This is a genomic window from Actinoallomurus soli (genome assembly GCF_024055715.1).
GTDB classification, from domain to species: domain Bacteria; phylum Actinomycetota; class Actinomycetes; order Streptosporangiales; family Streptosporangiaceae; genus Actinoallomurus; species Actinoallomurus soli.
Map to the genome: position 1 here is coordinate 66,780 of NZ_JAMXMV010000017.1, position 25,307 is coordinate 92,086.

Genomic DNA, 25,307 nt, shown 5'->3' on the forward strand with positions numbered 1-25,307 from the left:
CCGAGGGAGAACCCTGATGGTGACCACGCTGCCCGGCACCGACGAGCTGGCCGCGCTGGCGCGAGAGACCGCGAAGCGCTGCGGTGTGGACGTGGACGCGCTCGGCGCCGGCGTCGACACCACCTCGCCGATCAACGGCGAGCGCCTGGCCGCCTTCCGGTGGGTCGACGCCGGCGCCGTCGACGACGCCGTCGCGCGGGCCCGGGAGGCGTTCCTCGCCTGGCGCCGGGTCCCCGCGCCGGTCCGGGGCGCGCTGGTCAAGCGGTTCGGCCGGCTGCTCACCGAGCACAAGGAGGACCTCGCCACGCTGATCACCCTGGAGGTCGGGAAGATCACCTCCGAGGCGCTCGGTGAGGTCCAGGAGATGATCGACATCTGCGACTACGCCCTCGGCCTGTCCCGCCAGCTGTACGGGCGCACGATCAGCTCCGAGCGGCCGGGCCACCGGCTCATGGAGACCTGGCACCCGCTGGGCGTCGTCGGAGTGATCAGCGCGTTCAACTTCCCCGCGGCCGTATGGTCGTGGAACACCGCGATCGCCCTCGTCTGCGGCGACCCGGTCGTCTGGAAGCCGTCCGAGCTCGCCCCGCTCACCGCCCTGGCGTGCGCGGCGATCCTGGACCGCGCCGCGGCCGAGGAGGGCGCCCCCGAGAACCTGAGCCAGGTCCTCGTCGGCGGCCCCGAGGTCGGCGAGGCTCTGGTCGACCACCCGGGGATCGCCCTGGTCAGCGCGACGGGCTCGACCCGCATGGGCCGCGCGGTCGGCCCGCGCGTCGCGGAGCGCTTCGGGCGCTCTCTGCTCGAACTCGGCGGCAACAACGCCGCCATCGTCTGCCCCTCGGCCGACCTGGACCTCACCGTGCGCGGCATCGTGTTCTCCGCCGCCGGCACGGCCGGCCAGCGCTGCACGACCATGCGCCGCGTCATCGCCCACACCGACGTCGTCGGTGAGCTCGTCGGCCGCCTCGCCGACGCGTACGCCCGCCTCCCGATCGGCAACCCGCTCACAGCCGGCACGCTGGTCGGGCCGCTCATCGGCGAGCGCGCGTACGAGGCGATGCGCGGCGCGCTGGACGCGGCCGTCGCCCAGGGCGGCACGCTGGTGGCCGGCGGCGGGCGCAGGTTCGCGGACCAGGCCCCGGGCGCGTACTACGCCGAGCCCGCGTTGGTCCGGATGCCGGAGCAGACCGAGATCGTCACGCAGGAGACCTTCGCCCCGATCCTGTACGTCATGCCGTACGAGAGCCTGGAGGAGGCGATCGCGCTCAACAACGCGGTGCCCCAGGGCCTGTCGTCCAGCATCTTCACCCGCGACCAGGCCGAGGCGGAGCTGTTCGTCTCGCCGGAGGGCTCCGACTGCGGCATCGTCAACGTCAACATCGGCACCTCCGGCGCCGAGATCGGCGGCGCGTTCGGCGGAGAGAAGGAGACCGGCGGCGGCCGCGAGTCCGGCTCCGACGCCTGGCGCGGCTACATGCGCCGCGCCACGAACACCATCAACTACTCCGGCGAACTCCCGTTGGCCCAGGGCGTCGAATTCACCGTCTGACCGAGCGTCTGGCCCGCCAAGGCCCGGCGGGCCGGACGTCGGGCCGGTCCCGCGAGCCGTCGGACAGCGCAGCCCGGCCGGGCGCGTCGTACGAAGGGGGGTGCAAGGCCGCCCTGCGCGACGCGCGAAGTCCCTGAGCCGGGTCGGTGGGCCACTGTGACGCCGGTGTTGACGTCACAGGCCCGGCGAACCGGTCATTGATTCGTCAGCGTCGACGGCAAGGAGACCACAACGGCGGCACCGCGACCACGGCGACGGCGACGCCCCCGCGCGCAGGAGGCGGCCGCCTTAGAGCACGGATAAGGATCGCACGCCATGGGTGTTCTCGCCGACTACTTCACGGTGAACTCCGAGGCGTCGGCCCGGCTGGCGGGCGTGACCTCAGCGAGTTCGGTGACAGCGGAGTCGTCACCGACGACGGCGAGGGGGCGGTCGTGGAGCGGATGGCACCGGATACCGTGGCCGCGCTCGCGGCCGTAGACGACGCGAGGCTGCACGGCTACGCAGAGGACGAACTGCTCGATGCGTTCGAACTCGAACGCATCACGGACCTGCGGAACCCGGCCCGCGAGGCGATGCGACTCAAACAGGGGATGTATCGCTGGATGTGCGTCTGAGCGCCTCGAACAGCTCCCTGCGAAGCGGCGGCGGCAGCTTGCGGCCCATGTCGTTCGGGCTCACCAGCGCCTGATCGCCGGTCCGACCCCGCGCTGTGAGAACGAGCCACTTCAGGCTCGAGCGTGCCTCCTCCCGGTAGTGCGCGTCCGGCCACCGCTCCACCAACGGCAGCACCGCCGCCACCCGCTCGCTGATCCGGTCGACGAGCGCGTAGTCGGGCGGGCCGGGCCAACGCTGAGCCCGCAGGTCGATGTCGTGGAAGGCGATGTGGTCGAGCTCGGCGCCGGTGAAGTCGTTACCGGCGAAGTCGTTGTGACTCCTGCCCAGCGCGGCCTGATGCTGGGCCGGACGGCCCCAGAAGTCGATGTTCTTCACCGGGCCGAGGAAGGCGCAGTCGACGAACTCGGCGCTGGAGGTGAACACCTGCTCCCTGAGACGGGAACGGTCGAACACGCAACCTTCGAACCGGACGTTGCCGAAGAAGACCTTCCTCGCGAAGCGTGTACGCCGGAACACGCAGGTCCGGAAGACCGACTGCGGCCAGTTCCTTCCGTCCCACGGTCCTCGCACGCAGGTGGCGCCCATCGACAATCGGTCGAAGGCGGTCCCGGAGAAGTCGCATCCCTCGAACTCACTGCCGTGGACCATGAAGTCGGTGAACTCCATGGCGGAGAAGCTCACGTCCACCATCCGTGCCCGGTCGAAGATCACGGCGGACACTCCGGCGGGCAGGTCGAATCGTCCGCCCCGGAGTTCTCCGCGGGCGGTCACGCGATCGTGCATGTGCGGAGTCTCGCAGTCGGCACCGACAGGCGAAGCGGACGTCAGCGGGAGGGGGCGACGCTGTCGCGTTCCAGGAATCGGGCCGGGACGACGGTGCGGCGGCCGCGGGCGTCGGCCTCCGGGGCGCCGTTCCGGGCTATCTGGGCGAACAGCTGCTCGGCGGCGGCGCGGCCCATCTCGTACGACGGCTGCACGACGACGGAGATCCGGGGGCGGACCAGGGTGGTCCACTCCAGGTCGTCGAAGCCGAGCAGGGAGATGTCGCCGGGGATGGCGATGCCACGCTCGGAGAGCAGTGAGAACGCGCTCTTGGTCATGTAGCTGTCGGCCGTGAACAGCGCGGTCGGCGGGTCCTCGAGCTCGAGCATCGTCTGTACCGCCTGCATGCGGCGCTTCGGCTCGTCGTGCGGGACGAGGGCGATGAGGTCGCGGTCGGGGTGGATGCCCGCCGCGGACAGGGCCCGCAGGTAGCCGCGCACCCGGTCGTGGGAGGGCCGGGACGGGCCGGCGACGCTCGCGCGTACCTTGCCGATGCGCAGCGCGGGCGGCTCCTCGGGCTGGACGGAGCAGAGGAGGGCGATGCGGCGGTGGCCGAGGCCGATGAGGTGGCCGATCGCGGCGGCGGTCGCGGCCTCGTTGTCGGCGACGACGCTGTCGATGCCGCTGTCGCTGAGCTGGCGGTCGAGGGAGACGACGGGGACGCCGGCGCGGGTGACGGCGTCGATGTGGCCGTGTTCGCGCACCGCGATCGGGGTGATGATGATGCCGTCGACCTTGTGCGACAGCAGGACCTTGGTGGCCTGTCGTTCCTGGCTCGCCCGGTCGTCGGTGTTCATGACGATGACCTGGGAGCCCTCGCGCAGCGCCACGTCGCAGATGCCGCGCATGGCGGCGGAGAAGAACGCGTCGGAGATGTCGGCGCAGACGAAGCCGATGACGTCGGACTTTCCGCTGCGCATCGTACGGGCGATGCGGTCCGGCTCGTAGCCGAGCTCGCGGACCGCCTGGTTCACCCGCTCGATGACCTCCTGGCTGGAGTAGCCGTATCCGCCGAGCACGCGGGAGGCGGTCGCCCGTGAGACGCCGGCGCGCTTCGCGACGTCGTTGATGTTGGGCCGCGACCGCTTGGGGCGTTCCCGGGAGCCGGGTTCAGTCGCCACGTTGAGTTCCTTCTGTGTCGTGCGGAGGCGGCGTGTTCACAGGTCGACCCGGGTGCCGATGCCGTTCGCGCGGGCGGCGGTGTACGCCCGCCACGCCAGCACGGCGTCCTGAACCCCCAGGCCGTTGCTGTGGAACACTACAGTTTCCGCTTCGCCGGCGCGTCCGGGATGATCACCGCGCAGCACCTCGGCGAGCGGACGCACCGCCTCCTCCTTCAGCACGCCCGCCCGTACGGCCTCCAGCACCGGCCCGGTCGACCGCAGCGCCTGTTCGGGCAGGTCGGTGAAGGTCAGGGCGGCCGTCGCGGAGCAGGCGACGTCGATCTCGCACCGGTCGGGGGCGTACGAGCCCATCGTCAGTACGGTCGTACCCGCACTGAGCCAGGCTCCCTCGATCACCGGCGTACGGCTGAGGGTGCAGGCGGCGATCGTACGGCTGCGCTCGCACAGGTCCCGTGGTGACGCGGCCACCTCGACCGGCAGGTCCGCCAGGCGCTGGTCGAGGTGCGCCCGGCCGAGGGTCTGCAGGCGGGGGCTCCACATCAGGAACCGGTCGACCGGGAGCAGCGCGTGCGCCAGGAGGGCGAACTCGGTGGCCTGCGCGCCGGCGCCCAGCACGCCGACGGTGTGAGGCCGGCCGGGGGACAGGGCCCGCGCCGCCGCGACCAGACCGCCCGCGGTGCGCAGCGCGGTGATCGTCGCGCCGTTCAGCACGCCGACGGTCCGGCCGGAGTCCGGGTCGTGCACGGTCACGGTCGCGTGCACGGTCGGCAGGCCGTGGTCCGCGTTGCGGGGATGCTGGGTGCCGGTCTTGAAGACGACGCCGGTCTCCCCGTCGGCGGCGGCGCCGTGCACGAACGCCATGCCGTCCGGCGCGAACGTCGTGTAGTGCGCCTGCGCCGACCGTACACGCCCGCGCTCGGCGGCCAGGAGGAAGGCGCGATCCTGGGAGTCCACCACGTCGGCGGCGCCGACGGCGGCCCGGATCTGCGCGTCCGACAGGATCAGGGTCTCCACCTCAGAGCACCCGGGCCAGGAACGAGCGGGTGCGCTCGTGCTCGGGCGCGCCGAAGATGTGCCCCGGCGGGCCGGCCTCCACGACGCATCCGCCGTCCATGAAGACCACGTGGTCGGCGACGTCGCGCGCGAAGCCCATCTCGTGCGTGACCACGACCATCGTCATCCCCTCGTCGGCCAGGTCGCGCATGACGGCGAGGACGTCACCGACGAGTTCGGGGTCGAGCGCGGAGGTGGGCTCGTCGAAGAGCATGAGCTTGGGCCGCATGGCCAGGGAGCGGGCGATCGCGACGCGCTGCTGCTGCCCGCCGGACAGCGAGTCGGGGTACGCCTCGGCCTTGTCGGCCAGGCCCACCTTGGACAGCAGCTCCATCGCCCGTTCGCGCGCGGTCGCCCGGTCCACGCCGCCGACGACGACCGGTCCCTCGATGACGTTCTCGATGACCCGGCGGTGTGGGAACAGGTGGAAGCCCTGGAAGACCATGCCCATCTGGCGGCGTTGCGCCGCGAGCTGGGACGAGGTCATCTCGCGGAGGGCGTCGCCCTTCCAGCGGAAGCCCATCGGCTGCCCGTCGAGGTAGACGTGCCCGCTGTCGGGGACCTCCAGCCGGTTGACGCAGCGCAGCAGCGTGCTCTTGCCGGACCCGGACGGGCCGATGACGCACTGCACCTGACCGGCGTGGACGTCCAGCGACACGTCCCGCAGCACGTGGTTCGCGCCGAACGCCTTGTTGACCTTCTCGACCCGCAGGAGAGGGACCATGACGGGCTCACGCCTTTCCGAACGAGGGGAGGAACCGCAGCCGCTTGACGTTCTTCATCGCGCCGGACCGGTGGTGCGTCGTCTTCAGCCGCTTCTCGACCTGCTGCTGGGCCACGGTGAGCAGCGTGGTCAGCACGAGGTACCAGATGGTGGCCACGAGCAGGAGCGGGATGGTCTTGTAGTTGCGGGAGTAGATCATCTGTGCGCTGTAGAGCAGGTCCGGCGTGGCGAGGACGCTCACCAGCGAGGTGAACTTCAGCATCGAGATGAGGTCGTTGCCGATCGGCGGCACGACGATGCGCAGCGCCTGCGGCAGCACGACCCGCCGCATCACCTGGAACCGCGACATCCCGATCGACAGCGCCGCCTCGGTCTGCCCCTTCGACACCGCCTGGATGCCGGCGCGGATCATCTCCGCGGCGTACGCGCTCTCGGTGAGGGACAGGCCGAGGATGGCCGCCGTGAACGCCGAGATCACGGTGTTGGTGTCCCACGACGCCAGCACGGGCCCGTACGGGATGCCGAGCTTGAGCTTCGGGAGCAGCGTCGCCAGGTTGAACCAGAACACCATCTGCACCAGGGGCGGCACGCCGCGGAAGAACCACAGCCACAGCCAGCTCACGGCCCGGAACAGGGGGTTGGCCGACAGCCGCATCACCGCCAGCAGGATGCCGAGGGCCAGCCCGATCACCATGGCGAGGACGGTCAGCTCCAGGGTCCTGAGCAGCCCCTTGAGGATCTCGCCGTCGAACAGGAACCTCAGGACCGTCGACCAGTCCATGTTCTTGTTGGTGACGAGGAGCTGCACGAACATCCCGATGACCAGGATGAGCAGGGCCCCTCCGACCCACCACCACGGATGCCGGAGCGGAACCTTGCGCGCGCCCTCGGCACTGCGGAACCCGCCGCCCTGCGCGGCCTGGTCGGCGGGGCTGCCCGCGATCGTCATCATCGACTCCTTCAGGTCAGAGGGGTCCCGGGCGGCTCAGCCCTCGGGGTGGGCCTTGGTGATGAGGACGGCGGTCTTGAGGTCGCCCTGGCTGCTGACGCCCCACTTGGCGCGGATCCTGGCGTAGGTGCCGTCGGCGATGACCGACTGGAGGGCCGCCTTGAGCGCCGGCCCGAGGGGGCTGCCCTGCTTCACGCCCAGGCCGTTGTAGACGGCGTTGACGAGCAGGCTGGAGGTGTCGAGCCGGCCGCTCTGCTTGGCGCTGTACTTCAGCTTGCCGGATCCGGCGGCGACCAGCTGGACGCGACCGGACGTGACGGCCAGCTCGGCGGAGGGCTGGTCCTTGAACTGCTCGATCCTCATCGGATTCGAGCCGCAGATCTTGGCGTTGTTGTCGGTGAGGTACTTGTACTCCCACGCCCCGGTCAGCACCGCGACGGACTTGCCGCACACGTCCTGGAGCCTGGTGATGTCGAGGCCCGCGCCCTTCTTCCAGCCGAAGGCCGTGCCCTCCTTCTGCAGGGGGACGAAGTCCAGGCTCTGCAGCCGGTCGGGGGTCACGCCGAGCGAGGCCACCGCCAGGTCGTACCGGCCGTTGTTCAGCCCGGGGATGATGACGTCGAAGCCGGTGGCCTGGTAGGTGAAGGTCATCCCCATCCTGGCCGCCATCGCCTTGGCCACGTCGACGCTCCAGCCCTTGATCTGGCCGTTCTCGACGTACTCCTCCGGAGCCCAGTCCCCGAAGACGGCGACCTTGGCGCTCTTGAGGTTCGCGGGCACGAGCTTGGCGACCGCGGGGTCCGCCGCCTGCGCGGCCGGCGAGGTCCCGGAGGCGGAGGACTTGGAGTCGTTGCCGCCGCAGGCGGACAGGAAGAGCGCCGCGCACGCCGTGAGCGCGGCCAGGGCCACGCTCGCGCGGCCACCACGGGTACCGGTCATCATGATTCCTTTGCTGCTGTGGCGGACAGGTGCCGTGTCAGGTCGGAGGTGATCGGTCTGGCGTGCCCGAAGGCACCGAGGGATGTACAGACCCGTGCGGCGTGCGCGCAGGCGCGCCGCAGGGTCTCCTGCTTCCCGAAACCCGAGGTCAGGCCGGTCAGCATATGGGCGATGAACGTGTCTCCGGCCCCGAGGGTGTCGACCACGTCGACCTGTGCGGCCGGTTCCGCGAGGAGCTCGCGGCCGTCGAAGAGCTGCGCGCCCGCCGATCCCCGGGTCGCGAGGGCGACGCGGGCGCCCTGGCCGCACGCCCAGCGCAGCAGATCGCCGGTCTCGGCCTCGCTGAGATGGGAGGCGGAGAAGAAGGCGTACGTGACGTGCGGGATCAGCCGGGCGGCGTACTCGTCGCCGGTGTGCTCGTCGAAGTCGAACGACAGGGGCACGCGTTCGGCGACGGCCGGCAGCTGGTCCTCCAGCTGCGCCGAGTAGCTGGAGTGGGCCAGGTCGTGGGCCGCGATGAACTTGAAGTCCTCCTCGTCGAGCCGGAACCGCGCCACGCCCCGGTCGTACGGCCCGAAGGTGCGCTCGCCGCCGACGTTGACCACCGTGGCGTAGCCGGTCGGCCCGGCCGGCCGCCGCAGGCGTGAGACGTCGACGCCCTCGGCCAGGAGGGCGGCGGCGAGCTGGTCGCCGCGCTCGTCCCGCCCGGCCGATCCGACGTAGGAGGACCGGGCGCCGGCGCGTGCCGCGTGGACGGCGACGTTCACGCAGTTGCCACCGGGGTACATGTGCCCGGTCTCCGGATAGCAGTCGATGATGTTGTCACCGACGGCGGCGAGCCGCATCAGTACTCGACCTTCCACATGTAGCGGCGGTCGGTCAGCGGGCGGCCCGAGAACGCCTCGAAGTGCTGCGCCAGCCGGGCCGTGACCGCGCTGGCCATGATGAACGCCCCGACGGTGGCCCTCAGCTCCGCCGGCACGCCCGGCAGCGACAGGGACGCGCCGTCGATGACGTGGTTGCGGTGGTTGTAGCGCTCCAGGAAGTTCAGCGTCCGCTGTCCCATCGGGCGCGTGGAGTCCTCACCGAGGAGCAGGATCACCGGCACCTCGCCGTCGACGACCTCGAACGCGCCGTGCAGGAACTCGCCCGAGCCGGTGGCGACCGCGTGCTTGATCTGCATCTCCTGCAGGTAGCAGGCCGCGAACGTCTGGGCCGCACCCTCCAGGGGGCCGGAGCCGAGGACGTACACGCACGGCTCGTCCACGCACGCCGCCGCGATGTCGCGCAGGCGGTCGTCCAGTTCCAGCACGGACTTCTCGAACGCCGCCGAGCAGGAGCGGAAGGCGGCCACGGCGTCGTCGTAGTCGTCGGCGACGCCCTGCGCCTTGAGCAGGGCGTACGCGATGAGCCCCTGGAGGACCTGCTTGGCCTCGACGCTGCGGTGCAGGACGATGTCCGCCGCCTCCTTGGCGACGAGGCTCTCCGGGTCCTTCGTGACGAGCAGCACCGGCGCGCCCGCCTCACGGGCGAACCGGACGGCCCGCGCCGTCTCGGCGGTGCCGCCGTTCGTGCTGCTGGCGATCACGATCGAGTCCGGGCCGAGGGCGGACGGCCTGCGCAGCATGAACTCATCGGCGTTCAGCGCCACCGCGGGGATGGGGGAGCGCTCCAGGATGAAGCGCATCGCCCCGAACATGAACAGCGAGCCGCCGCAGCCCACGAGGTAGATGACCCGGGTCGTCGGCTTCAGGGCCTTCTCGACGAAGGCGGTCACCTCGGCCTCGATCTCGGGCGTCACGGCAACGTCGACATCGCCACGGAGGGTATCGGGAATCGGCGCCAGGGGACGGACGGGCTGGCGTACCAGGCTCAATGCAAGCTCCAATGTGAGAACGATCTCAGATTGGGGGTGATGATGCTCCTGCTCTCGCGGGCCCGTCAAGACCTCATCGCGAGCCGGTCCGCGCGGTCCACGGCCCCCGGCCCCGGCGTCACCGGGCCGGCACCCGCCCCGGCCGGTGCCGTCGCCATTCGGCGCGAGGCATCGCGGGTACGCGGCGAAATGCCGCTCGCGGCTTTACGAAAAGGTTCACGCCGATCCGGTGAATGGGCGTTGAAGACACCGCACGCGCCGGCCGTCGTCCGGGAGAACCCGCAGCCGGTGAGCGTGATGACCGTCCTCGCGCGGATAAGGGCGATCAGAACACGACTCGTGACAACCGGCCTTCACCGTCCGCTCGCCGGCCGCGCGGGCAGGGCGACGAGATCGCGCCGTGATGGGGGCCGTCGCCGGTTCCGAAACGACGGTCCCAGGTCTTCGCGATCGCGTCAGTGGAGGCGACGGCTGCCGGCCGCCTCGTCGAAGATGAGCCAGGTGCGCGTCGACCGGATGCCGGGGAGCGCGTGGATGCGGGCGAGGACGACGTCGCGCAGTGTGACGTTGTCGGGCGTGCGCACCAGCATCACCAGGTCGACGTCGCCGCCGACGAACGCCAGATGCTCGATGTAGGGCACCTCGCGCAGCCGCGCGGTGACCTCCCGCCAGGAGTGCTGCTCGATCGTGAGCAGCACGTACGCCGCGGTGCCCAGCCCCGTCCGTACGGGATCGATCCGGGCGGTGAAGCCGGTGATGACGCCCTCGGCGACGAGCCGTTCCACCCGCGCGTAGACGTTCGAGCGCGAGACGCTCACCCGCTCGGCGAGGGTGCGCATGGACATCCGGCCGTCGTTCTCCAGCTCGCGGAGGATCGCGCGATCCACGTCGTCGAGCGGGGCCGCCGTTCGTCCGGCGGAACCGGGGTCGCCCGTCGCCTCGAAGGACAGATGATCCATGAGTGCCCCCTGGTCGAGCAGTTCGTCCGTGTTTCCGGCTGCCTACTGGTCTTTTGGCCTATTTCAATCGATATTCCTAGCACTGGCCGAGCAAGGAAGGCGGGGCCGGATGACGGATCGACAGCACGACGGCGGCCCGGAGGCGCTGCTCCCCTCGGAGCGGCCGGTCCGCTTCCTCACCGACACCGGAGCGGCGGTACGGGGCCGGCCCCGTTATCCGCTGCCGAGCCCGGAGACCCTCCGCCGGGCGTACCGCGCGATGGTCGTGGGGCGACGGTTCGACGCCCAGGCGACGGCGCTGACCAAGCAGGGACGCCTCGCCGTGTACCCGTCGAGCCACGGCCAGGAGGCCTGCCAGGTCGGGGCCGTCCTCGCCCTCCAGGACGGCGACTGGTTCTTCCCCACATACCGGGAGTCCATGGCGCTGGTGACCCGCGGCATCGAGCCGACGGAGGTCCTCGCCCTGCTGCGCGGCGACGCCCACTGCGGCTACGACCCGCACCGCCATCACGTGGCGCCGCAGTGCACCCCGCTGGCGACGCAGACCGTCCACGCCGCCGGCCTCGCCTACGCCGAGCAGCGCAAGGGCAGCGGCCGCATCGCGCTCGCCTGCGTCGGCGACGGCGCGACCAGCGAGGGCGACTTCCATGAGGCGCTCAACTTCGCCGCCGTGTTCAAGGCGCCGGTCGTATTCCTCGTGCAGAACAACCAGTACGCCATTTCGGTCCCGCTGGACCGGCAGACCGCCGCGCCGTCCCTGGCCCACAAGGGCATCGGGTACGGCATCCGCTCCGAGCGCATCGACGGCAACGACCCGGTCGCGGTGCTCGCGGTGCTGTCCGCCGCCGCCGAGCACGCGCGCTCCGGCCACGGGCCGTTCCTGGTCGAAGCGCACACCTACCGCCTCGAATCGCACACCAACGCCGACGACGCGACCCGCTACCGCACCGACGCGGAGGCCGAGGAGTGGCGCCGGCGCGACCCGATCGCCCGGCTGGAGGCGTACCTGCGCCGCCGCGGCCACCTCTCCGACGAGGACGTCGCGGAGGCGGCGACGGCCGCCGAGGAGTTCGCCGCCCGGCTGCGCACCGCGATGAACGCCGCCCCCGAGCTCACCCCGCTCGGGATGTTCGACCACGTCTACGACGTCCCGACCCCGCAACTGGACGAACAGCGGGCGTCGCTCCGCTCCGAACTCGAGGCCGAGGAGGCGCTGACGTGACCACTCCGTCCACCACCATGGCGCAGGCCCTGAACTCCGCGCTCCGCGACGCCCTCACTGAAGACGAACGGGTCGTGGTCTTCGGCGAGGACGTCGGACGGCTCGGCGGCGTCTTCCGCATCACCGACGGCCTCACCGCGGAGTTCGGCGAGGACCGCTGCTTCGACACGCCGCTCGCCGAGGCCGGGATCGTCGGGTTCGCCGTCGGCATGGCCATGGGCGGCTTCCGACCCGTCGTCGAGCTGCAGTTCGACGCCTTCGCCTACCCCGCGTTCGAGCAGATCGCCTCGCACGTGGCCAAGATGCGCAACCGCACCCGCGGCCGGGTCGCCCTCCCGATGGTGATCAGGATTCCGTACGCCGGCGGCATCGGGGGAGTCGAGCACCACTGCGACTCCAGCGAGGCCTACTACGCGCACACGCCGGGCCTGAAGGTCGTCACCCCCGCTACGGCCGACGACGCGTACTCGCTGCTGCGGGAGGCGATCGAGGACCCGGACCCGGTGATCTTCCTGGAGCCCAAGAAGCTGTACTGGTCGAAGTCGCAGGTCGCCCTGCCGGTGCGCACCGAGCCGTTCGGCCGCGCCGCGATCCGCCGCCAGGGCGCCGACGCGACCCTCGTCGCCTACGGCCCGACCGTGCCCGTCGCCCTGGAGGCCGCCGAGGCCGCCGTCGAGGAGGGCTGGGACCTGGAGGTCGTCGACCTGCGGACGATCGTGCCGTTCGACGACGAGACCGTCGCCGCGTCGGTGCGCCGGACGGGCCGGTGCGTGATCGTCAGCGAGGCCGCCGGGTTCGCCGGGGTCGGCGCGGAGATCGCGGCCCGCGTGCAGGAACGCTGCTTCCACAGCCTGCACGCACCCGTGCTCCGGGTGACCGGCTACGACATCCCGTACCCGCCGCCGATGCTCGAACAGCATCACCTCCCGAACGTCGACCGGATCCTCGACAGTCTCGACCGGCTCCAGCGCGACGACCGCCCCGACCCGCGCTTCCTGCCGCTGGGTGGTGCCGCGTGATCGCCACCGGCACTGAGGTGATCTTCCGGCTCCCCGACCTCGGCGAGGGCCTGACCGAGGCCGAGATCACCGAGTGGCGCGTCTCACCGGGGGACACCGTCACCGTCGACCAGAACGTCGTCGAGGTCGAGACCGCCAAGGCCGCCGTCGACGTCCCCATCCCGATCGCGGGCACGGTCGCGAGGCTGTACGGCGAGGCGGGATCCGTCATCGCGGTCGGCGAGCCCCTCATCGCGGTGACCGTCGCGGCCGGACCGGACGACACGGCGGGGGAGGGCTCACCGGCCGCCGACGAACGCCGCCCCGCAGCCCGCGACGAGCGGTACCGCGAGGAGGAACGCGCCGGATCCGGCAACGTCCTCGTCGGCTACGGCACGAGCGCGGCCCGCCGCTCACGCCGCCGCCGCGCCGGGCGCACGATCTCCCTCCCGCAGCGCCGTGAACCCAGCCCGGCTCAGGTCGCCACGGCCCCCCGGGCCGCCGCGGTGGTCACTCCGACCGCCCGGACGGCCGTACGGCCCGAGGCGCCGCGCGTCATCTCACCCGTGGTCCGCCAACTCGCCCGGACGCACGCCATCGACCTCGCCGCCCTCACCCCGAGCGGCCCCGGCGGTGTCGTGCTCCGCCGGGACGTCGACGCCGCCATCGCCGCGGCCACCAGGCCCGGAAGAGCCACGACCGCCACGGCCCAGGCGCCGGAGGCCGCCGTCCCGGCTCCGGCGGCGGCCCCCGGTCTGACCGTGGCCCCCGAGCCGGTGGATTCGGCGGAGGGCCAGGCCCCCGTCCGGGTCCCGATCCGGGGCGTACGGCGGACGATCGCCGAGAAGCTCTCCCGCAGCAGGCGGGAGATCCCGGACGCGAGCACGTGGGTCGACGTCGACGCGACGCCCCTCGTCGAGCTCAAGGAGGGACTCGCCCGTACGCTCCCCGACGCCCGCATCGGGATGCTGGCGCTGTTCGCCCGGATCTGCGTCGCCGGGCTGCGGAGGTTCCCCGAGCTCAACGCCTACGTCGACACCGAACGCGACGAGATCGTCCAGGTTCCGCAGGTCCACCTCGGCTTCGCCGCCCAGACCGACCGGGGCCTCGTCGTCCCGGTCGTCCGCGACGCGCACCGCCTGACGCTGGCCGAGCTGGCAGCCCGGCTCCGCGAGCGCACCGAGGCCGCCCGGGCCGGCCGGCTCGACCCCCGTGACCTCACCGGCGGAACGTTCACCCTGAACAACTACGGAGTGTTCGGCGTGGACGGCTCCAACCCGATCATCAATCACCCGGAGGCCGCCATGCTCGGCGTCGGGCGGATCGCCGACCGGCCGTGGGCGTTCGAGGGGGAGATCCGGCTGCGCAAGGTGGCGCAGCTGTCCTTCACCTTCGACCACCGCGTCTGCGACGGCGGAGTGGCCGGCGGTTTCCTCCGCTTCGTCGCCGACTGCGTGGAACGCCCAGAACTCCTGGTGGCCCACCTGTAGGGCCGACGCCGGCCGCGCCGCCATCGGGCAGGTGAGGGGAGGCCCGGTCCAGAACGGCACGCCCGGGTGTACACGACGGCGGCAAGGCCACCAGTCGCGACAGGACCGGCGCTGGACTCCATCACTGACAGGCACAGGGCCATACGATCCTGATCGTCCCTACGCCAGGAGTGCCAGTGAATGCCGTCGATCGGTCACGGATCACCGATGCGCGCGCCTATGACCCGGTGTCCGCTCGGGCCGCCGTGGACGCGCTACGCGATCCTCGGTCGGCCGAGCACGCCGCCAGGGCGGTGGCGAATCTGCGGTACGCGGTCAGCAACGACCACGCGGGAACGCTATACCCGGCCGCGGTGCCTGCGACCGCCCTGTTGCTGGAAGTGATCGCCGATCAGCCGGGCCCGGCGCGCATGGAGGCTCTTTACGCGCTGTTGGACTGGTGGGGTTGCTTCGTGGCCGATCCCGAGTGCGGGATCCATGACGACCCGGAGCGGGGCCTCGTGGACGTGCGCGAGGGCGTCGTAGAGAGGGTACGGGCGGCGGCGGACATGCTGCGAAGGGTCGCGAAGGATCCATCCGCCGGCGGCCATCACCGTCCTGTCGTCAGGGAACTCCTGCAGAACCTCGACGCCGGCTGGGATCGCGGCGACATCTGATCCCCGCCCAGGCCCGCGAAGCGAACGAACCTCGACCTGTTCATTCCGGAGCATCAGAGCCGATCGCCTCCGGCGCGGTCCGGCGGGAATCCGCCGGCGGTGCTGCTGTCTAATGGCGGCGATCGCGACAGAGGGGAGCGACGGGTATGCGAGTGACGGTCGAGTGGCAGCGGGTGATCGACACCGAGCCGCAGGGTGCGCTGGTCAGGTTCCGGCGGGAGTTCGCCCAGGAGGTGTGGAGCGATCCCGTGGATCTGCGGTTCGCGACCGAGGTGGGGGTCTGCCACTCCGATGGTCTGTTCCGGGCGTTCACCTCGCTGATCGAGCGTGATCCGCAGATCCCCGAGGGCTGCGTCACCGAACGCGACGACGTGCCGGAGCCGGTCGACACCCCGAAAGGCCGGCTGCAGCAACTCGGCTGGATGATGACCGGGCGTACCTTCGTGAACCTGAACGACGGCACTGTCTGGCACAGCGATCCCGACCAGGCCGTCGACTATGAGCTCATCAACAGCGATCTGTCCTCGCTGGCCTATGTGCTGTACAAGGTGATGGCGGAGGCACCGACGCGGCGTGAGGAACTGCCGTCGCCGGACGACTGGGAGGAGGCCGAGAACATCGTGCGCGCGGACACGCAGCGCTGGGACCCGGTGCCCTTCTCGGATCCGGACGGCTTCTGGTCGCGCTACCTGGACGAGTACCAGCTCTACTACTGAGCCAACGGGCGGTCTCAGCCGACCGGCGCCGGCTGAAGTCCAGCCCGGCGGTTCCTTGCGTGTCGTCGCCCACGGCGTGGAACGCCCGATCGCTCCCGGCGGGCTCTGCCGCGGATCGCCGGCGATCGCTGCGTTCTAACGGCAGCAATCGCCAGGGACCTTCGTCTCGTAGGGGGACGCAGCGCGGCGATCCGATGCCCGAGGCGGCTGTCAGGGCGACCGCCGGTCTCGTGGCGGTTGGGGAGGGGCGTCGGAGACGTCGCGGAGGGACAGGGACTGGGCGTCGGTGAGACCTTCGCGGGCGCCTGCTCGGCGGCGGGCACGGACCTCCGGGCCTGTGCGGGGCCGGTACTTCGGGTCCTGGCCGCAGCCGCAGGGCTCGAATCCCTCGTAGCGCAGGCCGGCGGCGAGGACGGCGGCCACGGCGGCCCACCTACGGTCGTCGCCCCTGCGCGGTGCGGCGAAGTCGTGGCCCGCGTATGTCATCGGCGTGCGGCAGCGCGGGCACAGGTGCTCGCGGTCGTCCCACGGATACTTGTGGCTCTGGCGACAGGGCACGCAGACGTAGTGGACCTTGTAGACGACCATCCCGTACCGGCACACGGATTCAGGGTAACCGGGCTTGATCGTCCCGCAACGGGATTCTCGCCGGGGCGGGAGGCCCGTCGGTGACCGGCGGTGGGCCGGTCACCGGATGCGGGCGCTATCCGCCGGACCGCTCGCTGCGGTGGCGTACCTTCTCGGTCAGGCGGTCCAGGCTCTCGGTCAGTTCCTGCTCGATCCGGGAGCCGGGCGGCGCGTGCTCCTCGTCGAAGAAGGACAGGTGGACGACAGCCTCGCTGCGGTCCGGCTCGATGCCGGTGACCTGCAGCCAGCCGGCGTACTCGCCCGTGTCGCGGGTGCCCCACTCGACCCGGAGCTGATCGCGTTCGGCGCGCATCAGGGCGCGTTCTCGCTCGGAGCCGTGTTCGACCGTGACCTCGGGCAGGTCGGCCGACTCCAGGTGTACCTCTCCGGGCAGCCACTGGTCCATCGTGTCAGGGTCGGACGCCTCGTCGAACACCAGCTCGGGAGGCGCGTCGAAGGCACGGGACCGCTCGTACTCGGCCATGGCGTACTCCTTCCGTCAGGGCGGCGGCGGTGCGTCCGCCTCTGATCGGTCGGCTACCCGTCCCGGCGATGCCGACACCACCGGCCGGGTCCTGCGGCGATCGTCACATCCGACGACGAAGCGGTCAGCGCGGTGGGGTCTGGCCGTAGCCGGAGAGCTTTCCGGCCACGCGGGCGATCTCCTCCGCGTCCAGCAGGCGGGGCTTGCCGGCGCTCACCGCGCGCAGGTACAGCTCGCTGAGCCATTCGAGGTACTCGGCGCCGGTGCGGGCCGCGCCCAGATCGGCGCCGACCGCGACCGTGCCGTGGTTGCCCAGGATGCAGCCCGTGGACTCGCGCAGCGCGCGGACGGTGGCGTCGGCCAGCTCCCGGGTGCCGTACGTCGCGTAGGGCGTCACGCGGACCGGGCCTCCGAAGAGCGCGATCATGTAGTGGATCGGCGGCAGTTCGTCGACGAGTGTCGACAGCACCGTGGCGGCCGTCGAGTGCGTGTGGACGATCGCCGACGTCTCCTTCGCCGCGTACACCGCCAGGTGCAACGGCAACTCGGACGTGGGCTTCAGCGGCGCGTCGACCGGAGTGCCGTCCAGCGCGTGCACGCCGACGAGCTCAGGGGTCAGCTCGGAGTAGTCCACCCCGCTGGGGGTCACCGCGACGTGGTCGCCGACCCGGACGCTGACGTTGCCGGACGTCCCGGGCAGAAGACCGGCCGCGGACAGGCGCCGGCAGGTGTCGACGATCTCCTCCCGGACTTCACCGAGCAGCATGGCGGACTCCTCCCCGCGCGGCGCGGAACCCGGCCGCCTGTTCGATCTCCTCGCCGGCCGCCGGCGCGTCACACCCGGTAGAAGGCGGCGGCGTTGTCATGAAGGACCCCGGCCACGTGCTCCGGCCCGGCCAGGTCGGCGAGCAGCCGCAGGTCGTCGTCCTGGAACGGCCGCCGGGCCCGCGTGGACGGCAGGTCGGTGCCGAAGAACAGCGCGCGCGGGTTGACGTCGAGCACCGCGCGGACGGCCTTCGCCACGTCGAGGTCGACGCGTCCGAACCCGGTGGCCTTGACCCGGGCGCCGCGCTCGACGAGGGACAGCAGGGCCGGCAGCCCCTCCTCGGACAGGCCGAGGTGGTCGACGCTCACCGCGGGCAGGGACCGCAGGACCGGCGCCAGCTCCGGCAGTTCCCGCGCGTCGATGTAGAGCTCGACGTGCCAGCGGGCGACCGCGTGCACGCGCCGGGCCAGCGTCCGCAGGTGGTCGAGGGTCTCCGAGCCGCCACGCCGTACGTTGAACCGCACGGCCCGGACGCCGCACGAGTCCAGGCGGGTGATCTCCTCGTCGGTCACCGACACGGGCAGCTGCGTCACGCCGACGAAGCCCGGGCCGAGCCGCCGGAGGGCGTCCAGCAGGTACGTCTGGTCGAAGCCCTGGAAGGAGCCGGAGACGACCGCGCCGCCCACGACGCCCAGCGGCGCCGTCCGCGCGCGGTAGTCCGGGACGGTGAAGGCCGGAGGCAGGTAGCCGTTGTTCTCGATGAGCGGGTAGCTCGGATCGATGATGTGCAGGTGGGCGTCGAACACCTGCGGGGGACCCGGGATCCGCTCGTCGCTGGTCACGTCGGCTATCTTCTCAGAGGACGGGGCGCGGGGCACAGGGGCGGTCGATAGTTTTCGAAAACCATTGAGCTCGCCTTCGGGCGCGCTCCGCCGGGGCTCTCCTCGCACCGCGTCGGCACCGCCCGTCGTTGACCCGGCGACCTGCTCCTAGGAGGATGTCGAAAGATTGCGCTAATCTTCGAAACACACGGGTCGACGATGTGGAGGGGTGCGTGGCACGTCCAGCCGAAACGGGATCGGAACAGACGACCGGTCGGCGCTCCCGGCCCACCTTGGCCGACATCGCCGTGGAGGCCGGCGTCTCCACGGCGACGGTGTCCAAGGTGCTCAACGGCCGGACCGACGTCGCCGCGGCCACCCGGGAGCGGGTCACCCGGCTGCTCAAGGCCCACAGCTACCTCCCGCCGGGCGTGCGACGGGCGCGCCGGTCCGGCCTGGTGGACGTGGTGATCAGCGGGCTCGACAGTCCCTGGGCGGTGGAGATCCTGCGCGGGGTCGAGGCGGAGTGCGCCGAGCGCGGCACGGGCACCGTCGTGTCGCTCGTGCGCGGGGACGACGCCCGGCCGCCGAGTTGGGCCTCGCTCAGCGTGCAGCACCACAGTGACGGCGTGATCCTGGTCACCTCGCGGATCACCGCGGCGCAGCGCGCGCAGATCGAGCGGGCGGGGGTCGGGCTCGTCGTCATCGACCCGGTGGACCTGCCCGACACCGACCTGGTCAGCGTCGGCGCCACCAACTGGTCGGGCGGCCTCTCGGCGACCGAGCACCTCATCTCCCTCGGGCACCGGCGCATCGCCGCGATCGGCGGTCCGCAGGAGATGCTCTGCACCCAGGCCCGCATCGACGGCTACCGGGCCGCTCTGGAGCGCGCGGGCATCGAGCTGGACCGCGGCCTCATCCGGTACGGCGACTTCCAGTACGAAGGCGGGTTCCAGGCGGCGCGCGACCTGCTCGAGTCGCCCGACCGCCCCACCGCGATCTTCGCGGGCAGCGACCAGCAGGCGATGGGCGTCTACGAGGCGGCGCGCCAGGCGGGTCTCAGCGTTCCGGCGGACCTCAGCGTCGTCGGCTTCGACGATCTGCCGCTCTGCCAGTGGCTGTCGCCGCCGTTGACCACCGTGCGCCAGCCGCTCGAGGAGATGGGGCGGGTCGCCGCCCGGACGCTGTTCCAGCTCCTGGACGGCGAGACGCTCGTGACCCCGCGCGTCGAGCTCGCCACCGAGCTGCGCGTCCGGCTGTCCACCGCCCCGCCCGCCGCCTGATCGGGGCATGGTGAGCACCGCAGGACGGCCGGCGCCGTCGGCACGTGCCTTCCGCAACCCGATTCTGCCGGGCTGCCACCCCGACCCGTCGATCTGCCGGGTCGGCGCGGACTACTACCTGGTGACCTCCTCGTTCGAGTGGTTCCCCGGTCTCCCGATCCACCACAGCCGGGACCTGGTGCACTGGCGGCCGCTCGGCCACGTCCTGGACCGGCCGGAGCAGCTGCCGCTGGACGGTGTCCGGCCGTCGGGCGGCCTGTACGCGCCGACGATCCGCCATGCCGGCGGCACCTTCTACGTGGTCTGCACGCTGGTCGACGGCACCGGCCCGTCCGGCAACTTCGTGGTGACGGCGACCGATCCGGCCGGGCCGTGGTCCGAGCCGCACTGGCTGGGCGAGCCCGAGAGTTTCGACCCGTCGCTGCTGTTCGACGAGGACGGACGGGTCTGGTTCCACGCGACCCGGCCCGTGGACGCGGACGGGCACACCGAGGTCTGGCTGCGGGAGTTCGACCCGGCGACGCCGAGCCTGACCGGCCCGGAGCACGTGCTGTGGCACGGCGCGCTGAACGACGCCGTCTGGGCGGAGGCCCCGCACCTCTACCGGGTCGGAGACTTCTACCACCTGGTGGTGGCCGAAGGCGGCACCGCGCGGGAGCACGCCGTCACCGTGGCACGGTCGCGCCGGGTCACCGGCCCGTACGAGGGGAACCCGCGCAACCCGGTCCTGACCCACCGCCATCTCGGGACCGGCCACCCCATCGTCGCGACCGGGCACGCCGACCTGGTGGAGACCGGCACGGGGGAGTGGTGGGCGGTGTTGCTCGGGATCCGGCCGTCCGGCGGGGTCATGGGCAACCTGGGCCGGGAGACCTTCCTGGCGAGGGTGGAGTGGGAGGACGACTGGCCGGTCCTCGCCCCCGGTGCCGGCCGGGTCGAGGCCGTCGAGGCCGCCCCCGACCTGCCCGAGCACCGCTGGCCCGCCGAGCCCGCCTGCGACAACTTCGAGGATCCCGAGCTCGGCCCGCACTGGAACGTGCTCCGTACGCCGCGCGAGCGGTTCTGGGACCTGGCCGAACGCCCGGGCCACCTGCGCCTGCGGCTGCGGCCGGAGACCGTGACCGAGCACGCCTGCCCGAGCCTGATCGCCCGTCCGCAGAGCCACGCGCGCTTCGCCGCGCACACCGCGCTGGACTTCGCGCCGCAGGGCGCGAACGAATGCGCCGGTCTCGTCCTCCTGCAGAACGACGAGTTCCAGATCCGCCTCCTGGTCACCCTCCGCGACGGCCGGCGGGTGCTCCACCTGATCCGCAGGGCCGCCGGGGCCGACGAGACGCTCGCGGAGGGGGCCCTGCCCGAGGGCCGGGTCCGGCTGGCGGTGGAGGCCCACGACCAGGCCTACGCCTTCCGGTACGCCGTGCCCGGCTCGCCGTGGCGGCCGATCGGCGGCACGGTGGACGGAACCGTGCTGAGCACCGAGGTCGCCGGCGGCTTCATCGGCGCCTATCTCGGCATGTACGCCAGTGCCACGGGGCGGCCGAGCACGAACGTCGCCGACTTCGACTGGTTCGAGTACCGCGGCCTGGAGTGAGCCCCGCACCCGAGACGGCCGGTCCGGCGTCCCGGGGGAATCCTGCGTCCTTGTCCGTTACGTGACTCGTTGAGAGACTCGCGAGCGGAAAACCTTTTCCCATGTGGAAGAGGCGGGACGTCGGTGAAGGAGGACGCGGATGGGTGAGCGGAGTCGCAGGCGGGTGCTCCAGACGGGCCTCGGCGTCGCCGCGGGATCGACGATCCTCGGCGGTCTTGGCGGAGCGGCCCGCGCCGCGACGGCCCGCGCCGCGACGACCGGCGTCCCGGCCGGGGCCGGGCGGTCGGCCGGCCTTCCGTGGGTCGCCGACCTCGGGGACGGCCGCTATCGGAACCCGGTGCTCAACGCCGACTGGTCCGATCCGGACGCCGTACGCGTCGGGCCGTACTTCTATCTCACCGCCTCGACGTTCAACCGGGTCCCGGGCCTGCCGATCCTCCGGTCCCGCGACCTGGTGAACTGGACGATCATCGGGCACGCGCTGACCGAACTGAGGCCCCGGGACGTGTACGACACGCCGCAGCTCGGGAACGGCGTGTGGGCGCCCTCCATCCGCCACCACGCCGGCCGGTTCTGGATCGTCTACCCGGACCCGGACTACGGCATCTTCGTCACCACCGCCGTCGACCCGTCCGGCCCCTGGACCGAGCCGCACGTCCTCAAGGCGGGCCGCGGCCTGATCGACCCCTGCCCGCTGTGGGACGACGACGGCCGGGCGTACCTGATCCACGCCTTCGCCAAGAGCCGCGCCGGGATCAACAACCGGCTCATGCTTCACGAGATCAGCCCGGACGGCCGGCGGCTCCTCGACGAGGGCCGGATCGTCGTCGACGGCGACGAGATCCCCGGCTACAGCACCCTCGAAGGCCCGAAGCTGTACAAGCGCGACGGCTGGTACTGGATCTTCGCTCCGGCCGGCGGCGTGACCGGCGGCTGGCAGTCGGTGTTCCGGTCGCGCAGCGTCTTCGGCCCGTACGAGAACCGCATCGTCCTGGCGCAGGGCGACACCCCGATCAACGGCCCGCACCAGGGCGCCTGGGTCACCACCGAGCGCGGCGAGGACTGGTTCCTGCACTTCCAGGACCGCGGGGTGTACGGGCGCGTGGTCCACCTGGAGCCGATGCGGTGGCGGGACGACGGCTGGCCGGTGATGGGGCAGGACGACGGCAGCGGACGCGGCGAACCGGTGCTGGTCTACCGCAAGCCCGCCGTGGGACGGCCCTCGAAGATCTGCGCTCCCGCGAGCGGCGACGAGTTCACCGGCCACCGGCTCGGCGAACAGTGGACCTGGCAGGCCGACTCCGACCCGTCATGGGCGTCGCTGCGCGGCGGCCGGCTCCGGCTGGCCTGCCCGCCCAGCGCCGACACCGCCGACCTGCGGCTCCTGCCGAACGTCCTGGGCCAGCGCTTCCCCGCCGAGTCGTTCGTCGCGACGACCTCCCTCACGCTGGACGCGCGAACGCCGGGAGCGCGGGCCGGGCTGGTCGTGCTCGGCTACGGCTACGCGTGGATCGGGCTGCGGCGGACCGGGTCCGGGCTCGCGCTCTGCCACCGGCCGCCCAGGGCAAGGCCGAGGTGGACGCGGTGGCGCCGATCCCGATGTCGCACGGCCGGTCCTCGGTACGGCTGCGGATCGAGGTCGGCCCGGGCGGCGTCTGCCGGTTCGCGGCCGACGCGGACGGGCACGGCCTCCAGCCGCTCGGCGGGCCGTTCACCGCCTCCCCGGGCAAGTGGATCGGGGCGACGCTCGGCCTGTTCGGCACCGCCCCGGCCGGCGCGTCGGGCGACGGCGCGGCGTTCGACTGGTTCCGCGTGGGCCCCGCCGAGGGGTAGCCGCCTCTCAGCCCAGGAAGCGCCGCACCCGTTCGACCGTGCCGTCGGGGTCCTCCCAGAAGAAGAGGTGTCCCTGGTCGGGCAGCCACTCCAGCCGCGCGCCGGGGATCCGCTCGGCCAGCAGGGGGGCGTTGCGGGGATCGACGACACGGTCGGCGGTGCCGTGCAGGACCAGGGTCGGCGCGGTGACGCCGGCCAGCCGCCCGTACGCGTCGTGGCCGAGTGAGGCGGCCGACTGCGCCTGCCACGCCGCGGGGTCCTGCGGGTCGGCGAGCCTGCGGGCGAGCAGGTCCTCCAGGGGACGGGGCGACGCCAGCGCGTTCGCGGTCAGGCGCCGCGTCGCCTCCTCCGGCGGCAGGCCGGCCGCCTCGCGGATGAGGGTGAGCGTCGCCTCCGGCAGCGGGTACGCCTCCGCGCCACCCGGCGTCGTACAGGCCAGGATCAGCCGGTCGACCCGGTGGGCGTGGTCCAGGGCGACCATCTGGGCGATCATTCCGCCCAGGCTCGCGCCCATCACGTGCGCCCGGCGCACGCCGACCGCGTCCAGCACCGCGACCGCGTCCGCGGCCATGGTCGCGGTGTCGTACGGCCCCGGAGGCGCGTCACTGCCGCCGATGCCGCGGTTGTCGAACGTGATGACCCGGTACGTCTTCGCGAGCGGCGGGGCGACGGGCTCCCAGCCCCAGCGGGGGTAGCCGAGGCCGTGGATCAGCAGCAGCGGCGGGCCGTCGCCCGCCTCCTCGTACGCGATCCGTACGCCCGCCGCCGTCACCGTGCCCGTCGTCATCGCCGTCCTCTCGTCTGTTTCGATCAGCCCAGCCAGGAGGCCACCTGGGCCTCCGCGCCGGAGTCCCAGCCGAGCTGCAGGTGGTTGAGGGCCAGGGTGGCCGAGGCCGCGCGGTTCGCGATCCCGGCGGTGTTGGTGCAACTGGCGACGAACACCGCGCCGTCGGACGGGCCGGTGTGCTCATTGTGCATCAGCGGCATGGTCGGGGAGTTCCCGCACAGCTCGTAGACCGGGACGCTCGCCGGGACGCCGGCGTCGATCAGCGGCTGCACCAGCGAGCCCTGGTCGATGCTGTACTGGATGCCGCGGCCGCTCGTGTAGTAGCCCTGCCCGCCGTAGTAGGTGGTGTACCAGTCCTGCTCGGTCGTCGGCAGCGGGTAGACGTCGTCCCAGCGGTACAGCATCTGCCGCGCGCCGGGGAACGCCGTGCCCTCGTAGCTGAGCTGCGTCTCGTCGTACCAGAGGCCGTAGCAGACCATCGCGGTGTGCGGCGCGGGCGCGTCGAGGGAGCCGCCGCACTGCGGGAAGATCGCGAAGTCGTGGCTCCAGCCGTGCCGGAAGCCCCAGTCGAAGCCCTTGTTCGGCCCGCCGAGCAGGATGAGCTGCCGCACGTCGCCGGCGTAGGCGGTGCCCCACGACTTACGCAGCGACGAGACGTACATGCGGGCGTTGAACGCGCCCTTGGACCAGCCGACGACGTCGACCTGGGACGCGCCGGTCTTGGCCTTGATGAGCTTGACCGCGTCGCCGATCTGCTCGCTCCAGTAGTACCCGTCGCCGGTCTTGTGCGGGAAGCCGATCGCGAAGACCTTGTAGCCGCGCCCGTCGAGGTACTGCATGAGACCGGTGGAGGGACAGCTCGCGCTGCCGCAGCCGTTCGGGCCGAGGACGTTGGGGTTGGCCCACGCCTGGTCGGCGGTCTGGTTCGCGCCGTGCACGAGCAGCACCGGCACGGGCTTCGAACCGGTCAGCGCGTTCGGCGCCTGGTACAGCAGGAACCGCGACGAGTGCGGCTCGGCCACCCCGCCGAACAGCCGTTGCGTCTGCCCGGTCTGGTCGCCGACGCCGCCCGGCGGATAGTCCTCGGCGGCGAACCCGGAGGAGGTGTCGCGGTACCGCTCGACCTTGCCCCAGCCGTTCTCCAGGCCGCTGGTGTAGGTCGCCTCGAGCGTGACCGAGGACGTCGCGTACGCCGGAAGGGGCGACGCGAACATCAACAGGAGGATCAGACCGACCAGGATTCTGCGCATCCGCCGCCCCTTTTATGAGAGGTGATTCACCTGTTAATTTGGCGGTGCCGCCGCACCCCGTCAAGAGCCGGTCGGGAGGGGAATCATGACCGAGCGGAGCGAGGGAACCGAGAGCGCAGCTCCCACGGGTCGCCTCTCCGACGAAGGGGGACCCATGACCGAGCGGAGCG

Annotated in this window: 25 protein-coding genes and 1 pseudogene; 11 read left to right on the forward strand and 15 right to left on the reverse strand. The window is 71.9% G+C overall.

Translation table 11 applies throughout. From position 1 onward, the window contains the following. Positions 1–16 precede the first annotated feature (16 nt). Both amaB and NDW01_RS32150 read left to right on the forward strand, forming a co-directional pair. Complete coding sequence (gene amaB, locus NDW01_RS32145) at positions 17–1,549, forward strand: L-piperidine-6-carboxylate dehydrogenase (RefSeq protein WP_252828112.1); 1,533 nt, start codon at positions 17–19, stop codon at positions 1,547–1,549. A gap of 434 nt (positions 1,550–1,983) precedes the next feature. Then, positions 1,984–2,166, forward strand: coding sequence for a hypothetical protein (locus tag NDW01_RS32150; protein ID WP_252828113.1), 183 nt, complete (start codon positions 1,984–1,986; stop codon positions 2,164–2,166). Here NDW01_RS32150 and NDW01_RS32155 read toward each other — a convergent pair. From NDW01_RS32155 to NDW01_RS32195, 9 genes are all read right to left on the reverse strand, one after another. Beyond that, positions 2,132–2,950, reverse strand: coding sequence for a pentapeptide repeat-containing protein (locus NDW01_RS32155; protein ID WP_252828114.1), 819 nt, complete (start codon positions 2,948–2,950; stop codon positions 2,132–2,134). The two genes, NDW01_RS32150 and NDW01_RS32155, sit on opposite strands and share 35 nt — an antisense overlap. 41 nt (positions 2,951–2,991) lie before the next feature. Beyond that, on the reverse strand, positions 2,992–4,110 hold the full coding sequence (locus tag NDW01_RS32160) for a LacI family DNA-binding transcriptional regulator (protein ID WP_252828115.1): 1,119 nt from the start codon (positions 4,108–4,110) through the stop codon (positions 2,992–2,994). Positions 4,111–4,146: 36 nt separating this feature from the next. Continuing rightward, on the reverse strand, positions 4,147–5,127 hold the full coding sequence (locus tag NDW01_RS32165; protein ID WP_252828116.1) for an ornithine cyclodeaminase family protein: 981 nt from the start codon (positions 5,125–5,127) through the stop codon (positions 4,147–4,149). A gap of 1 nt (position 5,128) precedes the next feature. Then, positions 5,129–5,890 (reverse strand): amino acid ABC transporter ATP-binding protein, encoded by a 762-nt coding sequence (locus NDW01_RS32170; protein ID WP_252828117.1) that lies wholly within the window; start codon positions 5,888–5,890, stop codon positions 5,129–5,131. 7 nt (positions 5,891–5,897) lie between these two features. Then, entirely contained in the window at positions 5,898–6,842 is a 945-nt protein-coding gene (locus NDW01_RS32175; protein WP_252828118.1) for an amino acid ABC transporter permease, read from the reverse strand. A 33-nt stretch (positions 6,843–6,875) separates the two neighbouring features. After that, positions 6,876–7,778: a transporter substrate-binding domain-containing protein gene (locus NDW01_RS32180; RefSeq protein ID WP_252828119.1), complete on the reverse strand. Its 903-nt coding sequence runs from the start codon at positions 7,776–7,778 to the stop codon at positions 6,876–6,878. Then, entirely contained in the window at positions 7,778–8,623 is an 846-nt protein-coding gene (locus NDW01_RS32185) for a PfkB family carbohydrate kinase (protein WP_252828120.1), read from the reverse strand. The genes NDW01_RS32180 and NDW01_RS32185 overlap by 1 nt, the downstream gene beginning before the upstream one ends. Then, on the reverse strand, positions 8,623–9,579 hold the full coding sequence (locus NDW01_RS32190; protein ID WP_252828121.1) for an SIS domain-containing protein: 957 nt from the start codon (positions 9,577–9,579) through the stop codon (positions 8,623–8,625). Before NDW01_RS32190 ends, NDW01_RS32185 begins: the two co-directional genes overlap by 1 nt. Positions 9,580–10,109: 530 nt before the next feature. Then, a complete protein-coding gene (locus NDW01_RS32195) occupies positions 10,110–10,613 on the reverse strand; it encodes an Lrp/AsnC family transcriptional regulator (RefSeq protein WP_252828122.1) in 504 nt (167 codons plus the stop codon). A gap of 109 nt (positions 10,614–10,722) precedes the next feature. Here NDW01_RS32195 and pdhA point away from each other — a divergent pair, with 109 nt between their 5' ends. The 5 genes from pdhA to NDW01_RS32220 all read left to right on the forward strand — a co-directional run bounded on the left by pdhA (position 10,723) and on the right by NDW01_RS32220 (position 15,695). Further along, positions 10,723–11,835, forward strand: a complete 1,113-nt coding sequence (gene pdhA / locus NDW01_RS32200) for a pyruvate dehydrogenase (acetyl-transferring) E1 component subunit alpha (RefSeq protein WP_252828123.1) — start codon at positions 10,723–10,725, stop codon at positions 11,833–11,835. Between the two features lie 17 nt (positions 11,836–11,852). Next, positions 11,853–12,854, forward strand: a complete 1,002-nt coding sequence (locus NDW01_RS32205; protein WP_252828208.1) for an alpha-ketoacid dehydrogenase subunit beta — start codon at positions 11,853–11,855, stop codon at positions 12,852–12,854. Continuing rightward, positions 12,851–14,323 carry a dihydrolipoamide acetyltransferase family protein gene (locus NDW01_RS32210; protein WP_252828124.1) on the forward strand — a complete coding sequence of 491 codons (1,473 nt, stop codon included), beginning with the start codon at positions 12,851–12,853 and terminating at the stop codon, positions 14,321–14,323. Before NDW01_RS32205 ends, NDW01_RS32210 begins: the two co-directional genes overlap by 4 nt. A 176-nt stretch (positions 14,324–14,499) precedes the next feature. Next, positions 14,500–14,979: a hypothetical protein gene (locus tag NDW01_RS32215; protein ID WP_252828125.1), complete on the forward strand. Its 480-nt coding sequence runs from the start codon at positions 14,500–14,502 to the stop codon at positions 14,977–14,979. A 146-nt stretch (positions 14,980–15,125) separates the two neighbouring features. Further along, positions 15,126–15,695, forward strand: coding sequence for an SUKH-4 family immunity protein (locus NDW01_RS32220; RefSeq protein WP_252828126.1), 570 nt, complete (start codon positions 15,126–15,128; stop codon positions 15,693–15,695). A 210-nt stretch (positions 15,696–15,905) separates the two neighbouring features. On the opposite strand, the gene NDW01_RS32225 is transcribed toward NDW01_RS32220, so the two are convergent. The 4 genes from NDW01_RS32225 to NDW01_RS32240 all read right to left on the reverse strand — a co-directional run bounded on the left by NDW01_RS32225 (position 15,906) and on the right by NDW01_RS32240 (position 18,414). Beyond that, entirely contained in the window at positions 15,906–16,298 is a 393-nt protein-coding gene (locus NDW01_RS32225; protein ID WP_252828127.1) for a hypothetical protein, read from the reverse strand. A gap of 100 nt (positions 16,299–16,398) precedes the next feature. Beyond that, positions 16,399–16,806 carry an SRPBCC family protein gene (locus NDW01_RS32230; protein WP_252828128.1) on the reverse strand — a complete coding sequence of 136 codons (408 nt, stop codon included), beginning with the start codon at positions 16,804–16,806 and terminating at the stop codon, positions 16,399–16,401. Between the two features lie 124 nt (positions 16,807–16,930). Then, complete coding sequence (locus tag NDW01_RS32235; RefSeq protein WP_252828129.1) at positions 16,931–17,572, reverse strand: class II aldolase/adducin family protein; 642 nt, start codon at positions 17,570–17,572, stop codon at positions 16,931–16,933. Between the two features lie 68 nt (positions 17,573–17,640). Next, positions 17,641–18,414: an amidohydrolase family protein gene (locus NDW01_RS32240; protein ID WP_252828130.1), complete on the reverse strand. Its 774-nt coding sequence runs from the start codon at positions 18,412–18,414 to the stop codon at positions 17,641–17,643. A 212-nt stretch (positions 18,415–18,626) separates the two neighbouring features. Between NDW01_RS32240 and NDW01_RS32245 the strand changes: the two genes are divergently transcribed. The 4 genes and pseudogenes from NDW01_RS32245 (at position 18,627) to NDW01_RS44505 (ending at position 23,100) form a co-directional block, all read left to right on the forward strand. Then, positions 18,627–19,676, forward strand: coding sequence for a LacI family DNA-binding transcriptional regulator (locus NDW01_RS32245; RefSeq protein ID WP_252828131.1), 1,050 nt, complete (start codon positions 18,627–18,629; stop codon positions 19,674–19,676). Positions 19,677–19,683: 7 nt separating this feature from the next. Then, positions 19,684–21,267, forward strand: coding sequence for a glycoside hydrolase family 43 protein (locus tag NDW01_RS32250; RefSeq protein WP_252828132.1), 1,584 nt, complete (start codon positions 19,684–19,686; stop codon positions 21,265–21,267). A gap of 139 nt (positions 21,268–21,406) precedes the next feature. Beyond that, a pseudogene (locus NDW01_RS32255) lies at positions 21,407–22,783 on the forward strand (family 43 glycosylhydrolase); the annotation flags it as partial. A gap of 83 nt (positions 22,784–22,866) precedes the next feature. Beyond that, positions 22,867–23,100, forward strand: a complete 234-nt coding sequence (locus NDW01_RS44505) for a beta-xylosidase family glycoside hydrolase (RefSeq protein WP_406567779.1) — start codon at positions 22,867–22,869, stop codon at positions 23,098–23,100. Positions 23,101–23,107: 7 nt separating this feature from the next. On the opposite strand, the gene NDW01_RS32260 is transcribed toward NDW01_RS44505, so the two are convergent. Together NDW01_RS32260 and NDW01_RS32265 are read right to left on the reverse strand one after the other, a co-directional pair. Then, a complete protein-coding gene (locus tag NDW01_RS32260) occupies positions 23,108–23,887 on the reverse strand; it encodes an alpha/beta fold hydrolase (RefSeq protein ID WP_252828133.1) in 780 nt (259 codons plus the stop codon). Between the two features lie 23 nt (positions 23,888–23,910). Beyond that, positions 23,911–25,137 (reverse strand): esterase/lipase family protein, encoded by a 1,227-nt coding sequence (locus tag NDW01_RS32265; protein WP_252828134.1) that lies wholly within the window; start codon positions 25,135–25,137, stop codon positions 23,911–23,913. Between the last annotated feature and the right edge of the window lie 170 nt (positions 25,138–25,307).

Excerpts from the sequence above, each read along its gene's own strand:
- amaB (WP_252828112.1), top strand. The coding sequence starts at position 17 with ATGGTGACCACGCTGCCCGGCACCGACGAGCTGGCCGCGCTGGCGCGA.
- NDW01_RS32260 (WP_252828133.1), bottom strand. The coding sequence starts at position 23,887 with ATGACGACGGGCACGGTGACGGCGGCGGGCGTACGGATCGCGTACGAG.
- NDW01_RS32235 (WP_252828129.1), bottom strand. The coding sequence starts at position 17,572 with ATGCTGCTCGGTGAAGTCCGGGAGGAGATCGTCGACACCTGCCGGCGC.
- NDW01_RS32170 (WP_252828117.1), bottom strand. The coding sequence starts at position 5,890 with ATGGTCCCTCTCCTGCGGGTCGAGAAGGTCAACAAGGCGTTCGGCGCG.
- NDW01_RS32180 (WP_252828119.1), bottom strand. The coding sequence starts at position 7,778 with ATGACCGGTACCCGTGGTGGCCGCGCGAGCGTGGCCCTGGCCGCGCTC.
- NDW01_RS44505 (WP_406567779.1), top strand. The coding sequence starts at position 22,867 with ATGTCGCACGGCCGGTCCTCGGTACGGCTGCGGATCGAGGTCGGCCCG.
- NDW01_RS32195 (WP_252828122.1), bottom strand. The coding sequence starts at position 10,613 with ATGGATCATCTGTCCTTCGAGGCGACGGGCGACCCCGGTTCCGCCGGA.
- NDW01_RS32250 (WP_252828132.1), top strand. The coding sequence starts at position 19,684 with ATGGTGAGCACCGCAGGACGGCCGGCGCCGTCGGCACGTGCCTTCCGC.
- NDW01_RS32220 (WP_252828126.1), top strand. The coding sequence starts at position 15,126 with ATGCGAGTGACGGTCGAGTGGCAGCGGGTGATCGACACCGAGCCGCAG.
- NDW01_RS32185 (WP_252828120.1), bottom strand. The coding sequence starts at position 8,623 with ATGCGGCTCGCCGCCGTCGGTGACAACATCATCGACTGCTATCCGGAG.
- NDW01_RS32155 (WP_252828114.1), bottom strand. The coding sequence starts at position 2,950 with ATGCACGATCGCGTGACCGCCCGCGGAGAACTCCGGGGCGGACGATTC.
- pdhA (WP_252828123.1), top strand. The coding sequence starts at position 10,723 with ATGACGGATCGACAGCACGACGGCGGCCCGGAGGCGCTGCTCCCCTCG.
- NDW01_RS32175 (WP_252828118.1), bottom strand. The coding sequence starts at position 6,842 with ATGATGACGATCGCGGGCAGCCCCGCCGACCAGGCCGCGCAGGGCGGC.
- NDW01_RS32265 (WP_252828134.1), bottom strand. The coding sequence starts at position 25,137 with ATGCGCAGAATCCTGGTCGGTCTGATCCTCCTGTTGATGTTCGCGTCG.
- NDW01_RS32205 (WP_252828208.1), top strand. The coding sequence starts at position 11,853 with ATGGCGCAGGCCCTGAACTCCGCGCTCCGCGACGCCCTCACTGAAGAC.
- NDW01_RS32230 (WP_252828128.1), bottom strand. The coding sequence starts at position 16,806 with ATGGCCGAGTACGAGCGGTCCCGTGCCTTCGACGCGCCTCCCGAGCTG.